The 13,014-nt window shown below is 62.4% G+C and carries 15 protein-coding genes; 5 read left to right on the top strand and 10 right to left on the bottom strand.

Features of this window, described 5'->3' with window-relative positions:
• Positions 1-93: 93 nt before the first annotated feature.
• Entirely contained in the window at positions 94-900 is an 807-nt protein-coding gene (locus tag AC1ECN_RS00690; RefSeq protein ID WP_130662206.1) for a phytanoyl-CoA dioxygenase family protein, read from the top strand.
• Positions 901-1,041: 141 nt separating this feature from the next.
• On the opposite strand, the gene AC1ECN_RS00685 is transcribed toward AC1ECN_RS00690, so the two are convergent.
• A complete protein-coding gene (locus tag AC1ECN_RS00685) occupies positions 1,042-1,986 on the bottom strand; it encodes a GlxA family transcriptional regulator (protein WP_130673084.1) in 945 nt (314 codons plus the stop codon).
• Positions 1,987-2,113: 127 nt separating this feature from the next.
• Between AC1ECN_RS00685 and AC1ECN_RS00680 the strand changes: the two genes are divergently transcribed.
• Positions 2,114-2,911, top strand: coding sequence for an SDR family NAD(P)-dependent oxidoreductase (locus tag AC1ECN_RS00680; RefSeq protein ID WP_130656209.1), 798 nt, complete (start codon positions 2,114-2,116; stop codon positions 2,909-2,911).
• 66 nt (positions 2,912-2,977) lie between these two features.
• Here AC1ECN_RS00680 and AC1ECN_RS00675 read toward each other — a convergent pair whose 3' ends face one another.
• The 3 genes from AC1ECN_RS00675 to AC1ECN_RS00665 form a co-directional block, all read right to left on the bottom strand.
• Complete coding sequence (locus AC1ECN_RS00675) at positions 2,978-3,952, bottom strand: threonine ammonia-lyase (RefSeq protein WP_477951871.1); 975 nt, start codon at positions 3,950-3,952, stop codon at positions 2,978-2,980.
• A gap of 155 nt (positions 3,953-4,107) precedes the next feature.
• Positions 4,108-5,844, bottom strand: a complete 1,737-nt coding sequence (ggt, locus tag AC1ECN_RS00670) for a gamma-glutamyltransferase (protein WP_018072847.1) — start codon at positions 5,842-5,844, stop codon at positions 4,108-4,110.
• Positions 5,845-5,919: 75 nt separating this feature from the next.
• Entirely contained in the window at positions 5,920-6,774 is an 855-nt protein-coding gene (locus AC1ECN_RS00665) for a helix-turn-helix transcriptional regulator (protein ID WP_477951869.1), read from the bottom strand.
• A gap of 116 nt (positions 6,775-6,890) precedes the next feature.
• On the opposite strand from AC1ECN_RS00665, the gene AC1ECN_RS00660 reads away from it, so the two are divergent.
• Positions 6,891-7,607, top strand: coding sequence for an SDR family oxidoreductase (locus tag AC1ECN_RS00660; protein ID WP_130673082.1), 717 nt, complete (start codon positions 6,891-6,893; stop codon positions 7,605-7,607).
• Between the two features lie 69 nt (positions 7,608-7,676).
• On the opposite strand, the gene AC1ECN_RS00655 is transcribed toward AC1ECN_RS00660, so the two are convergent.
• Positions 7,677-8,042, bottom strand: a complete 366-nt coding sequence (locus AC1ECN_RS00655; protein WP_018072850.1) for a winged helix-turn-helix transcriptional regulator — start codon at positions 8,040-8,042, stop codon at positions 7,677-7,679.
• Between the two features lie 104 nt (positions 8,043-8,146).
• On the opposite strand from AC1ECN_RS00655, the gene AC1ECN_RS00650 reads away from it, so the two are divergent.
• Complete coding sequence (locus AC1ECN_RS00650) at positions 8,147-8,476, top strand: nuclear transport factor 2 family protein (RefSeq protein ID WP_018072851.1); 330 nt, start codon at positions 8,147-8,149, stop codon at positions 8,474-8,476.
• The gene (locus AC1ECN_RS00645; RefSeq protein ID WP_018072852.1) at positions 8,473-9,276 is read left to right on the top strand and encodes an SDR family oxidoreductase; all 804 of its coding nucleotides are present in this window, start codon (positions 8,473-8,475) and stop codon (positions 9,274-9,276) included. Before AC1ECN_RS00650 ends, AC1ECN_RS00645 begins: the two co-directional genes overlap by 4 nt.
• On the opposite strand, the gene AC1ECN_RS00640 is transcribed toward AC1ECN_RS00645, so the two are convergent.
• From AC1ECN_RS00640 to purE, 5 genes are all read right to left on the bottom strand, one after another.
• Positions 9,228-10,277 (bottom strand): alpha/beta fold hydrolase, encoded by a 1,050-nt coding sequence (locus tag AC1ECN_RS00640; RefSeq protein WP_477951866.1) that lies wholly within the window; start codon positions 10,275-10,277, stop codon positions 9,228-9,230. The two genes, AC1ECN_RS00645 and AC1ECN_RS00640, sit on opposite strands and share 49 nt — an antisense overlap.
• 114 nt (positions 10,278-10,391) lie before the next feature.
• The gene (locus AC1ECN_RS00635; protein ID WP_026170960.1) at positions 10,392-11,027 is read right to left on the bottom strand and encodes a tetratricopeptide repeat protein; all 636 of its coding nucleotides are present in this window, start codon (positions 11,025-11,027) and stop codon (positions 10,392-10,394) included.
• 112 nt (positions 11,028-11,139) lie between these two features.
• A complete protein-coding gene (gene ykgO / locus AC1ECN_RS00630; protein ID WP_003566454.1) occupies positions 11,140-11,265 on the bottom strand; it encodes a type B 50S ribosomal protein L36 in 126 nt (41 codons plus the stop codon).
• Between the two features lie 164 nt (positions 11,266-11,429).
• Positions 11,430-12,506, bottom strand: coding sequence for a 5-(carboxyamino)imidazole ribonucleotide synthase (locus tag AC1ECN_RS00625; RefSeq protein WP_018072855.1), 1,077 nt, complete (start codon positions 12,504-12,506; stop codon positions 11,430-11,432).
• Complete coding sequence (purE, locus tag AC1ECN_RS00620) at positions 12,503-12,997, bottom strand: 5-(carboxyamino)imidazole ribonucleotide mutase (protein WP_477951863.1); 495 nt, start codon at positions 12,995-12,997, stop codon at positions 12,503-12,505. The genes AC1ECN_RS00625 and purE overlap by 4 nt, the downstream gene beginning before the upstream one ends.
• Positions 12,998-13,014 lie beyond the last annotated feature (17 nt).

The following is a 13,014-nucleotide window of genomic DNA, read 5'->3' as shown; positions in this document are numbered from 1 at the left end:
AGCCTTTTGCGGCTGGCGCGTTGCCGTGGACCGTAATGACCCTGCATCTGGCCAAGGACAGAGCCGGCAGGATTGGCGATAGAGAGATATATCATGACATCAGATATTTATCCGGTGGCGCTGCGTGCCGCGCAGATCGAGCAATTCATCGAAGACGGCTTCGTCAGGGTCGACGATGCTTTTCCCCGCGCATTGGCCGGGGAAGCCCGTGCCACCATGTGGCGTGACATTCCCTTCGCTGCGGATGATCCAAGCACGTGGACGCAGCCGGTCGTGCGGCTTGCCGGCTATGGCGGCGGGCCGTTCGAGAAAGCCGTCAACACGCCGGTATTGCATTCGGCCTTTGATCAGCTCGTCGGCAAGGGGCGCTGGGCGCCGCGCAATGGACTTGGCAGTTTCCCGGTCCGCTTTCCCCATCCGGATGATCCCGGGGATGCCGGTTGGCATGTCGACCTCAGCTATCCCGACGCGGATTCCGATCCGAATGAGCAGCGGGACTTTTCCGCCTGGCGGGTGAACATCACCTCTCGCGGGCGGGCGCTGCTGATGCTCTTCCTGTTCTCGGATGTCGGGGAGGAGGATGCACCGACGCGTATCCGCGTCGGCTCGCATCAGGATATCGCACGCCTTCTGGCGCCGGCGGGCGAAGCGGGGATGGGCCACCTTTGGCTGGAGCATGTCGGGGAAGAGCGGCCGCTGGCGTTGGCGACAGGCCCGGCGGGCACAGTCTATCTATGCCATCCATTCCTCATCCATGCAGCGCAGATGCATCGCGGCAAGGAGCCGCGTTTCATGGCGCAGCCCGGCCTTGCGCCTTCCGAACCTCTTCGGCTTGAACGGCAGGACGGCGCCTATTCGCCGGTCGAGATCGCAATCCGCCGGGCGCTTCAGGAGGGTTAACGAGAACAGGATGCATCCTGCCGCCTACAGCGCCGCGCGTCTTTTCAGACGCGCAAAGGACGCTGTAGCACTTTGAATTGCTGCATAATTTTATCCTTAAATCGATTCCGATTTAAGGAATTATGCAGTAGGCAGGGTGCATCACATTTGCAATTCCTGTAGGGCTGCGCGCCGGATTGCCTGCGGCGGCTGGCCGAAGGCGCGCAGGAAGGCGCGGCGCATGCGCTCGCGATCGGCAAAACCGGTTTCGCGGGCAACGACATCGATCGGGTGGCGGCCCTGCTCCATCATCAGGCGGGCCGCTTCCAGCCGCAGGTTCTCGACGGCCTTGGCCGGCGATTGCCCGGTTTCGGCGCGGAAGGCGCGGCTGAACTGGCGGGGGCTGAGATGGGCGGCTTCCGCCAGCTCCTCCACCGAAAGCGCCGATTTCAGATTGCTGCGGGCGTGGGCGAGCGCATTCTGGATGCGGTCGGATTTGGGCTCCAGTTCCAGAAGGGCGGAAAATTGCGACTGGCCGCCGGCGCGGCGATGATAGACGACGAGCGTGCGGGAAACCGCGCGTGCCACATCGAAACCGTGATCCTTCTCGACCATCGCCAAAGCCAGATCGAGACCGGCCGTCATGCCGGCGGACGTCCAGACGGAACCGTCGATGATGAAGATCCGGTCCTCTTCTATCTTTATCTTGGGATAGCGGCTTTGCAGCTCGCGGGAGACATACCAGTGCGTCGTCGCGCGGCGGTCGTCGAGGATGCCCGCTTCGGCAAGAAAGAAGGCGCCGGTGCAGATCGACGCCAGGCGACGTGTGACGGGCAGGGCGGCGCGAACGAAGTCGGTTTCCGCCGCATTCGGCAGTCTGATACCGGGCGCTCCCGCCACGATCAGCGTGTCGAGGGCCGGGTCCCCAAAGGCCTCCGTCTCCATCACCATGCCAAGCGAATTGGCAATCGGCCCGCCGTGTTCGGAGAGATAGCGGACCTCGTAAACCTTTTCCTCGAGTTCGATATTGGCGAACTCGAAGGCCGAGACGGCAGCGAGGCTCATGATCTGGAAGCCGGGATAGAGAAGAAAGCCGATTTGCTGCATGACCATCGCGTCCTGAAAAGAGGATGTCCTTAAAGGTGGTATATATGACATTTAGGACATTCGCAATCGGGCGTAAGACTCTCCTMAAGCGCAAGGCATCGGGCCGGCGCATGCAAGGAGACAGATTATGACACAGGAACATAAGGGCACGGCGCTGGTAACCGGCGCATCCTCGGGCATCGGCGCAATTTATGCTCACAGGCTGGCAAAGCAGGGCTACGACCTCATCATCGTCGCCCGCAACGGCGATCGGCTGAAGGCGCTGGCAAGCCGGCTGACTGATGAGACCGGCCGGACGGTCGAGACTGTGGCGGCCGACCTCGGCGACAAGGCCGATCTTGCCCGCATCGAAGGCATGCTGAAGGAAGACCGGAGCATCACGCTTCTCGTCAACAATGCCGGCGTCGGCGGAACGGCACCGCTGCTTGCCGCCGATGTCGACAAGATGCAAGAGATGATCGAGCTCAACGTCACGGCGCTGATGCGGCTGACCTATGCCGCCGTTCCCGGCTTCGTCACGCGTGGCGGCGGCACGATCATCAATATTGCGTCCATTGCCGCGATCGCGCCGGAGCTCCTGAACGGCGTCTATGGCGGTACGAAAGCCTTCGTGCTCGCCTTCAGCCAGTCGGTGAAGCATGAGCTGGCGGAGAAGAACATCCGCATTCAGGCCGTGCTGCCTGGCGCCACTGCGACGGAATTCTGGGACATCGCCGGCACGCCGGTCGAGCATCTGCCGAATGAGATCGTGATGTCGGCGGAAAACATGGTCGATGCGTCGCTTGCAGGCCTCGAGCAGGGCGAGTTCGCGACGATTCCGTCGCTCGAAGATGCCGGCCAGCTTGCAGCTTACGAGCAGGCGCGCCAGGCACTGATGCCGAACCTATCTCGCACCGCGCCGGCGAAACGCTACAAGATCGCATAACGATCACAGATAGAAACCATCCGCGGCTCTGCTGCGGATGGTCGATGGCGTTCACTTGAACGATTTTCAGCCGAACCGTTCCAAAGCCATGGCGAAGATATCGGAATCGACATTGCCGCCCGAGGTGACGGCGATGACCGTGTCGCTTTCCAGGGCGTCGCCATGGAAGAGGGCGGCGGCGAGCGCCACCGCGCCGCCGGGCTCGACGACGATCTTCAACCGCGAGAAGGCGAGTGCCATGGCGCGCAGCGCCTCCTCGTCGGTGACGACGATGCCGGCGCCGGCGAGGCGCTTGAGGATCGGGAAGGTGATGTTACCCGGCTGCGGCGTAACGATCGCATCGCAGATCGAGCCCGATACCGCCGCGTTGCGTTCGATCCTGCCGGAGGCGAGCGAGCGGGTGGTGTCGTCGAAATCCCTGGGCTCGCAGGGACGCACGCGAAAGCCGGGAGAACTGGCTTCAAGGGCGAGCGCGATGCCGGAGGTCAATCCGCCGCCGCCGCACGGAACCAGGACTTCGGCTGATGTCACGCCTTCCTCTCCAGCCTGCTCGGAGATTTCAAGACCGGTCGTGCCCTGACCGGCGATGACAAGCGGTTCGTCGAAGGGCTTGATCAGCGTCAGGCCACGCTCGGCCGAAAGTCTCGCGCCGATCTCGTCGCGATCCTCGTTGACGCGGTCGTAAAGCACCACTTCGGCGCCGAAGGCGCGGGTGTTGGCGATCTTCAGCTTCGGCGCATCGCGCGGCATGATGATGACGGAGGGGACATTGTGCAGCTTGGCCGCAAGCGCAACACCCTGGGCGTGGTTGCCGGAGGAGAAGGCGATGACACCTTTGGAGCGCACGGCCGGATCGAGGCCGGAGACGGCCGACCAGCCGCCACGAAACTTGAACGAGCCGGAATGCTGCAGACATTCCGCCTTCACGAACAGGCGCCGGCCGGCGATCTCATTGAGGAAAGGGGAGGAGAGAAGCGGCGTACGCCTGATATGACCGCGCAGACGGGCGCGGGCTGYGACAATCATTTCAATGCTAGCCATTCGGGAATCTTTCTGCTTGCGGGTTCGCTCATGCATAGGGCGAGGCAAGCCAATTGTGAACGGCGACTTTGTCACGGTGACATGAATGGTGCCACCGCTGCTTCGTGAGCCGCGTTGCGCTTCTACCGACTGTTTGACCAGGCGATCCCGAAGCGTCAGTAGCCGCTTGCCGAACCTTCCGCTGCGCGGCTGTCCATGGCGCCGTTGTAGCGGGCGCCGCCGCCTTTTTCGATGGCAGCAAGGCTTTTGCCGCCGACGAGGATGCCGGCGGCCTGGCCCCATTGCGGTGCATCATTGCCTCCATCGAAGCTGTAGCCCATAGCGGCGAGCGTCTTTTCCGTATCCGGCGAAAGTGCATAGGGTTCGAGAAAGACCTTGTCGGGCTGCCATTGGTGGTGGAGACGCGGGGCGTTGACCGCCTGGCTGATATCCATGCCGAAATCGACGACGTTGAGGATCGCCTCCAGCGTGATGGTGATGATGCGCGAGCCGCCGGGGCTGCCGATCACCATGAAGGGCTTACCGTCCCGGGTGACGATAGTCGGGCTCATTGAAGAGAGCGGCGTCTTCTTCGGGACAATCGCATTCGCCTCGCCCTGCACCAATCCGTAGAGGTTCGGCACGCCGGGCTTGGAGGTGAAATCATCCATCTCGTTGTTGAGCAGGACACCCGTGCCGGGTGCCACGACGCCGGCGCCGAAAGAGCCGTTCAGCGTATAGGTGACGGCAACCGCATTGCCCTCGTCGTCGATGATCGAATAATGCGTCGTCTCGGTGCTTTCCTTGCCGCCGAGCGGCTTCAGATTCGCCGAGGCGCCGGCCTTGTAGGGGTCGATCTTGGCGGCAATTTCCGAGGCATATTTCTTGTCGAGCAGTTTCTCGACCGGGTTCTCGACGAAATCGGGATCGCCGAGTGCCGCGTTGCGGTCGACATAGGCGTAGCGCATCGCCTCGACCATGATGTGCACCGTTTCGGCCGAGTTATAGCCGAGATAGGAGAGCGGGTAGCCTTCCAGAACGTTGAGGATCTCGCAGATGATGACGCCGCCGGAGGAGGGCGGAGGCGAGGAGATGATGTCGTAGCCGCGGTAATTGCACTCGATCGGCTTCAATTCGCGCACGGCATATTGCTCGAAATCTTCCTTGGCGAGGATGCCGCCCTTGGCCTGGCTCGCCTTGACGATCGCCTCGGCGGGCGCTGACTTATAAAAGGCGTCGGGGCCTTTTTCGGAGATGGCTGTCAGGACTACGGCAAGGTCCGGCTGCTGGAGTTTTTCGCCCGATGCATAGGGTTTGCCATCCGGTTTCAGGAAGATTTTCGCTGCCGCCTCATCCTTGGCGAGGCGCTTGGCGCCGCCGGCAAAGCTTGCGGCATCGCCCTGTTCCAGCGTGAAGCCCTCCTTGGCGAAGCGGAGCGCCGGTGCGATCAGTTCCTGGCGCGGTTTGGTGCCGTATTTCTCGCGTGCGGTCTCGAAGCCCATGACGGAGCCGGGCACGCCGACGGCGAGATAACCGTCGAGGCTGGCGCGCGGCACGACATCGCCCTTGGCATCGAGATACATGGTCTTCGTTGCGGCAAGCGGCGCGCGTTCGCGGAAATCGAGGAAGGTCTTCGTGCCGTCTTTCAGGCGGATGGTCATGAAGCCGCCGCCGCCGAGATTGCCGGCCGCGGGATAGACGACCGCCAGCGCATAACCGACGGCGACCGCGGCATCGACGGCATTGCCGCCGCTCTTCAGCACCTCGACGCCGACATCGGTCGCCAGATGCTGGGCGGTGACGACCATGCCGTGCTCGGCTTCGACAGGTGCAGGCGAGGCGGCGAAAGCCGAGGTCAGGCTCAGCGACAATGCTGATATGACGGAGATCGTCCCGATATGCAGGCGGCCCATGTTTTCCCCTCCTATGGATAGTGATGGAAAAACATATGGGACGGCAGGAGCTTGAGGCAATGCAAGGGATTCGCTTTAAGCGAGAAGCTCGGCAAGTTTCCTGTTGGTGTCGTCGTCATCGAGCGGGGTATAGACGATAAGCTTCATCTCCGGCCGGTTTGTCAGCGTCAGGCCGGTATGTTCGAAGGACATGCGGCCCTTGACGGGATGGTCGATGCGCTTGATGCCGGACAGCGGGCTGATGACCTCGTGGCGCTGCCACCAGTCGCGAAATTCGTCGCTTGCCTGCTTCAGCAGCGCGATCAGCCGTTCGAAATCCGGATCGCCGGCATAACGCGCGCTGTCGGCGCGGAACATTGCCAGCGAGACGCGGGCAACCGATTCCCAATCGACGAGCAGCTTGCGATGCGCCGGGTCGGCGAAGAGACGATGCATGATGTTGCGTTCGTCGCGGTCGAGCGTGTCGTAACCACCGAACAGCATGTCGGCGGCGCGGTTCCAGGCGAGCACGTCCCACCGGCGGCCGAGCACATAGGCCGGTTGGTGGGTCAGGTTGGCGAGCATGCGTTGCAGCGRCTCGTCGACGCATTCGGGTGCGGACGATACAGCCTGCGGCGCCTGGCGATTGTTGAGGGTGAAGAGATGCCGGCGTTCGGCCTCGTCGAGGCGCAGTGCATCGGCAAGGGTGTTCAGCACCTGTGCGGAGGGCCTGATGTCGCGGCCCTGTTCCAGCCATGTGTACCAAGTGGTGCCGACGCCGGCGAGCATGGCGAGCTCCTCGCGCCGGAGACCCGGCGTGCGCCGACGAAAACCCTCCGGCAAGTCCACCTCGGACGGCGTCAGCCGCTCGCGGCGAGAGCGCAGAAAGGCTGCGAATTCACGGCGGCGGGCTTCGAGTGTGTCGGCTCTCTGGTCCATGACGGTGATCATATCAGTATCGATACCAGGATAAAACTGGAACTGTTTGCCGTTTCCAGACCGCGCATGATGCCGGCGCCGCGGGTGGTTGAAACGCCCGCGGATCGATCAATTCAAGGAGCAGCATCATGTCTTTGCAGCATGTGGTCGTCATCGGCGGTTCTTCCGGCATCGGCCTCGCCACGGCAAAATTACTTTTGAAACAGGGATATACGGTCACCATTGCGGGCCGCGACGGCGAAAAGCTTGCCGCGGCCAAGGCATCTCTCGATGGCGACCTGCGCAGCGTCGTGCTTGATGCGACGGTGCTTTCCCGCCTCGGGGAGGCCTTTGCCGGGATCGGCGCATTCGGCCATCTCGTGCTGGCGATGGGCAGCGGTCACGGCGCCGGACCTTTTGCGACGCTCGACATGACGGATCTGCTTGCCGGTTTCCAGACCAAGCTCATTCCGCATGCCGCGGCTGCCCAGGCGGCTCTACCGCTGCTGCAGCCGGACGGCAGCATCACCTTCGTTTCGGCGGTCAGCGCGCAGGCTGCGATGCCTGGCACGGCTGGGCTTGCGGCCGTCAATGCCGGCATCGAGGCGATGGTGCCGGTGCTTGCCGCCGAGCTGAGGCCGCTGCGTGTCAACGGCGTTTCCCCTGGGGTCGTCGATACGCCGTGGTGGAGTTTCCTGCCATCCGAGCAGCGCGGCAGCGTCTTTGCGGATTTCGCCGGCCGCACGCCGGTCGGCCGTGTCGGCAGACCGGAGGATATTGCAGAGGCGATTGTCTTCCTGATCGGAAACGGCTTCATGAGCGGCCATGTCGTCACCTGTGACGGCGGTGTGCGTCTCAGCGCCTAGAGCATGACGCCGAAAAGTGTGAGCGGTTTTCGGACAACATCATGATTTAACTATTTAATTCAACAGAGTTCAAACGGTCCCGCCGATGGTTGCGTCGGCGGGAAATTCCATGCCGGAGAGATCACGGTCCTTAAGTGCCGCCCATTTCAGCAGCGCATCGAGCGCCGGGCAGAGCGCCTGGCCCCAATCGGTCAGACAATATTCGACTTTGGGCGGCACCTGATGATGAACGATACGGCGGACGATGCCGTCCGCCTCCATCTGCCGGAGCTGCTGGATCAGCATCTTCTGCGAAATGGCCGGAATGGCGCGTTCTAGATCGGAGAAGCGCAGGGTCTTGCCGCCGAAGAGGTGAAAGAGAATGATCAGCTTCCAGCGTCCCTCCAGAATTTTCAGCACGTTTTCGACGCCGGTCGCGGCGGAATAGGGTGTCATCTGACCGCCTTACTTTTTGGTAAGTACCATACTTTTTAGTAGGTTCTTGTTATTTCGTAAGTCTATCGCCATCCTCTTTCCAATGCAAGAAAAGAGGATCTTTCATGACTATAGAACTTCCGAAACCGCTGGCGACCTATTTCACCGCGAAGAACCGCAAGGACATAAATGGCATGCTTTCGGCCTTTGGCGAGGACGCAGATGTGCGCGACGAAGGCGAGGATCTGCGCGGCCATGCGGCCATCCGCGACTGGATGGAAAAGACGACACGCAAATACGGCGTGACCGTCGAGGTGACCGGTCTGGCCGGGACGGAGGCTCAGCCTATCGTCTCCGCCCTCGTCTCCGGTAATTTTCCAGGCAGCCCGGCAATACTGCGCTACCACTTCACACTCGACGACCGGTCCATCATCCGTCTGGAGATCGGCGCATGACGATCGCTCCTGCATTCCCCTTCGATCCGAACGAATTTTCCGGCAAGCGCATTCTCGTCACCGGCGGCACCAAGGGCATGGGCGAGGCGATCGTCGCCCGTCTCTTGGCCGCCGGCGGCCGAGTCGCGACGACGGCGCGTTCGCCACTGCCGAAGGGCCAGGCGCCTGACCTGTTCGTGCAGGCCGACATCAGCACCGCTGCCGGCGTTAAGGCCCTCGTCCAACGGGTGTTCGAAGCATTCGGCGGGCTTGATATCCTTATCAACAATGTTGGCGGATCGTCGGCGCCGAGCGGCGGCTTTGCAGCCCTTGCCGACGAACATTGGCAGGCGGATATCGCCGCGAACCTGCTGGCGCCGGTGCGGCTCGACCGGGCCTTTCTACCCGGCATGATCGAGCGTGGCCATGGCGTCATCATCCATGTGTCGTCGATCCAGAGGCGGCTGCCGCTCTACGAGGCGACACTTGCCTATGCGGCGGCGAAAGCCGGGCTTTCGAATTACAGCAAGGGGCTCTCGAAGGAGGTCGGGCCGAAGGGCGTTAGAGTAAATACTGTCGCGCCGGGCTTTATCGAAACGACGGCAGCCACGGCGTTGATCCAGCGCATCGCCGACGAGGCGGGGACAGATGAGGAGGGCGGCCGGCAAATGTTGATGGGTTCGCTCGGCGGCATTCCGCTCGGCAAGCCAGGGCGCCCCGATGGCGTGGCCGAACTTGTTGCTTTTCTGGCATCGCCGCGTGCGGCCTTTATTCACGGCGCCGAATATACGATCGACGGCGGTACGGTTCCGACCGTCTGATCGCGTGAAGCGGCGGCAAGCCGTTCCTCGGCCCTGCGGGCGATCGCCTGCAGGTCGCGCGGCTTGCCTGATATCTTCTCCATGGCGGCGATGGCGACATCGGTTGCGAGATAATCCGGCTTGTGGCCGACGCCGCTGACGGTGATGAGTTCGGAGCCTGATATATCGCGGGCAAGGCCGCGCGAGTGCAAGTGTTCCCAGACGATCTCGTCGCTGTCGCCTGTTATGATGACGGTCGGCGCGGTGATCTGCGAATAGAGCAGCGACTGCTCCTTCACATAGGCGAGCAGCGTTTTGAAATCGGCGGCGTTGTTATGGAAAGCGTTGGGTCGCAGCACCAGCGACGGCCCCGTTTTTTCGATGTAGTCGGCCGGGCGCGGATTGGGACGGAAGATATTCAGCGTGCCGCGCTCCAGCCGGCTCAGCCCGAGCGGCACGACGATCGCGTGGTTGAAGAGCCAGCCGACGATCGGCACGGTTGCCACATGATAGTACCAGTCGATGCCGCCCGGCCATGGATGGGTGGCAGGCGCGAGGAAGAGCAAGCCGGCGGTCTTATCAGGATGGCGCAGGCCGAAGGCGGCGGTGATCGCGCCGCCGAAGGAATGGCCGACGATGATCGCCTTCTCGATGCCGCGCTTCTCCATCAGTCTGGCGATCGCATCGGCCTGGCCGGAGGGGACGGCGTTCTCAGGGCCGCCGCGCTCGGAATAGCCATGACCGGGGCGATCGACGAACAGCATTTCCGCCCGGCCTTCGAGTGCGGCGCGGAAGGCAACGACCTGGTCGAGCAAATTGCCGCTGGCGCCGTGAATGAAGACCAGTGCCGGCAGATCCGCATTTTCGGGACGCTCGATGTGGACGGCATTCATCCGGTAGCCGCCGACATCCGTCAGTTCGCCGATATTCGGATAGGCGTGTTCGAATTGCCGCGCCTTATAAGTGGAGTAACCGATGGCGGCGGCGAGCGGGGYGAGAAGAGCGGAAACTTCTGCAAGCATGATCTCAACGAGCGATAATTGCGGGACGACCTACTGGCGGCCAACCGCCATATCGTTCCCTCCATATGCTAAAATTGCGCGGCGAAATCCGACGTCAAGAGATCAGACCAGGAATCAGGTGCGGTTGCCGGCGAGTTTTTCCGCAAGCGTGTTGGCCTGTTCCTGCGCAGTGCGTTCGGCGGGATAGACGTCAAGGAAACGCTCCCAAGCCTTCAAGGTCAGCTGGTCGTTGCCGGAATTGCTGAGGATCGCCGCCATGCCGGAGAGCGCGCCGAAATGGCGCGGCTCGAGATCGAGCACACGTTCGATGTCGGACATCGACTTGCGGTAATTGCCCATGACGAAATTCAGCGTGGCGCGKCGGTTCCAACTTTCGGCATAATCAGGCTTCAGCGCGATCGCCTCATCGAGGAAATCGAGGGCCGCGGGATTGCGCTTTTCCTCGATCGCCTTGTCGGCCCACTGCATCAGCAGATTGATGGTGGCGCTGCCGGAATCGTTCCATTCCATGCGGATTTCATTGGCGATGCCGCCGGCCTTTTCGGGATCGCGTTCACGCTTCAGCTGGCTGAAGAGCTGGTCGAGGTGCTGCTTCGGCGAACTGTTGGTATCCGCCTGCTCGACGATGACGTCCTTTTTCGCGGCGGCAGCGGGCTTTTCCGCGGCGGCGACCGGAAAGGAGGCGGTGAGGAGAATGAGGGCGAGCGGCAGCGCCGCTGATGTCAAAGCAAAAAAGCGCATGGCGGGCATATTAGCCCGCCAGCGCCGAAGATCAAACAAATTTGACGTGATCACCGCAGCGACCCACCGGATATATCTGCCGTCGCAAGCTCACGCGGCGAGGCGATCCGGACGCGCGAAATCAGCCCTGACGAGCCTTAAAGCGCGGGTTCAGCTTGTTGATGATGTAGATGCGGCCCTTACGACGAACCAGACGGTTGTCACGGTGACGAGCCTTGAGCGACTTGAGCGAATTCTTGATCTTCATTTTTCTGATCCGCGATCTCTATGGGGGAATTCACATTCGCCCGTATCTTTAACAATCAAAAGCGCGCCATCGGGCGCGCTGTTTAGGTGGGGGAGCAGATACCCCGTCACCTTTTCCGTGTCAACCACATGAAGGTGTTTTTCCCAAGGCGAAGGGGTGTTTTCTCAGGCCAAAACCGGCGATTTCGGCGTCAAGGTGGTGACATGGCCCATCTTGCGACCGGGGCGCCACTCAGTCTTGCCATAGAGATGAACCAGCGTATCGGGGCGCCGCAGCCAGTCGGGAACCGCAAGGATATCGTCGCCGATCAGGTTCTGCATGATGCAGTCGGAATGGCGCTCGGCACTGCCAAGCGGCAGGCCAGCAACGGCGCGGATATGCTGCTCGAACTGGCTGACGACGCAGGCCGCTTCCGTCCAGTGACCGGAGTTGTGGACACGCGGCGCCATTTCGTTGGCAATCAGGCCGCCATCGGCAAGCACGAAGAACTCGATGCCGATGACGCCGACATAGTTCAACGCGGCAAGGATCTTTTCGGCCGATTGGCGCGCGGCGTCCGCCGTCGATGCAGAGATCGCGGCGGGGACCGTCGAGGTGTGAAGGATACCGTCGCGGTGCACATTCTCGGCCGGATCGAAGCAGACGACCGTGCCGTCGGTGGCGCGCGCGGCGATGATCGAGACCTCGCGCTCGAAAGCGACGAAGCTTTCGAGGATGAGCGGCACGCCGTCGAGTGCGGCATAGGCGCCATCCGGGCTGTCGGCCGCCGAGCGGAAAACCTTCTGGCCCTTGCCGTCATAACCGAGACGGCGGGTCTTCAGCACGCCCTGGCCGCCGAAATCCTTAAGTGCCGTCTCAAGATCGGCCTGGCTGTCGATCGCGTGGAAGCGGGCGGTTGATATGCCGCAGTCATTGAGAAAGCGCTTTTCGACGAGGCGGTCCTGGGCGGCTTCCAGCGCCTTCGGCGGCGGAAAGACGGGCACGCTCGCCGAGAGTCTTTCGGCGGCTGCGACGGGCACGTTCTCGAATTCGTAGGTGACGACGTCGCAGATATCGGCGAGTTCGGCCAGTGCCGACGGATCGTCATAGGCGGCGGTAATCTGCCGGTTGGCGAGCTGAGCGGCCGGGCAGTCCGGCTGCGGCTCGAGAATGATCGTGCGAAAATTCAACCGGGCGGCGGCGATGGCCAGCATGCGGCCGAGCTGGCCGCCGCCGATAATGCCGATCGTTCTTGCCGTCATAGGTCGTCCATCGGGTATTCGGCGACGGCAGCACTCTGGCGCTCGCGCCATTCGTCGAGCCGGTCGGCGATTTCTTCGTCGGAAAGGGCAAGCACGGCGGCGGCGAGAAGCGCGGCGTTGACCGCGCCGGCCTTGCCGATGGCAAGCGTGCCCACAGGAATACCGGCCGGCATCTGCACGATGGAAAGAAGACTGTCCTGGCCGGACAGGGCTTTCGACTGGACCGGCACGCCGAAAACCGGCAGCGGTGTCATCGCGGCGGTCATGCCCGGCAGGTGGGCGGCGCCGCCGGCGCCGGCGATGATGACCTTGAAGCCCTCCGCGCGTGCGCCCTTGGCGAAATTGACCAGCCGGTCCACTGTGCGGTGCGCCGAAATTATGCGCGCGTCATAGGGAATTTCCAGCGCCTCCAGCGTGTCGGCGGCGTTTTTCATGGTCTCACAGTCGGACTGGCTGCCCATGATGATGGCGACGGGTGGTCTGTCTGTCATCGTTGCTGCTATTCCCT

The organism is Rhizobium sp. 01N447_2 (assembly GCF_056399245.1).
Note: the sequence above shows the minus strand (reverse complement) of the source record. Positions and strands in the feature narration are given on the sequence as shown.

Excerpts from the sequence above, each read along its gene's own strand:
- AC1ECN_RS00690 (WP_130662206.1), top strand. The coding sequence starts at position 94 with ATGACATCAGATATTTATCCGGTGGCGCTGCGTGCCGCGCAGATCGAG.
- AC1ECN_RS00685 (WP_130673084.1), bottom strand. The coding sequence starts at position 1,986 with ATGCAGCAAATCGGCTTTCTTCTCTATCCCGGCTTCCAGATCATGAGC.
- AC1ECN_RS00680 (WP_130656209.1), top strand. The coding sequence starts at position 2,114 with ATGACACAGGAACATAAGGGCACGGCGCTGGTAACCGGCGCATCCTCG.
- ggt (WP_018072847.1), bottom strand. The coding sequence starts at position 5,844 with ATGGGCCGCCTGCATATCGGGACGATCTCCGTCATATCAGCATTGTCG.
- AC1ECN_RS00660 (WP_130673082.1), top strand. The coding sequence starts at position 6,891 with ATGTCTTTGCAGCATGTGGTCGTCATCGGCGGTTCTTCCGGCATCGGC.
- AC1ECN_RS00655 (WP_018072850.1), bottom strand. The coding sequence starts at position 8,042 with ATGACACCCTATTCCGCCGCGACCGGCGTCGAAAACGTGCTGAAAATT.
- AC1ECN_RS00650 (WP_018072851.1), top strand. The coding sequence starts at position 8,147 with ATGACTATAGAACTTCCGAAACCGCTGGCGACCTATTTCACCGCGAAG.
- AC1ECN_RS00645 (WP_018072852.1), top strand. The coding sequence starts at position 8,473 with ATGACGATCGCTCCTGCATTCCCCTTCGATCCGAACGAATTTTCCGGC.
- ykgO (WP_003566454.1), bottom strand. The coding sequence starts at position 11,265 with ATGAAGATCAAGAATTCGCTCAAGTCGCTCAAGGCTCGTCACCGTGAC.
- AC1ECN_RS00625 (WP_018072855.1), bottom strand. The coding sequence starts at position 12,506 with ATGACGGCAAGAACGATCGGCATTATCGGCGGCGGCCAGCTCGGCCGC.
- purE (WP_477951863.1), bottom strand. The coding sequence starts at position 12,997 with ATGACAGACAGACCACCCGTCGCCATCATCATGGGCAGCCAGTCCGAC.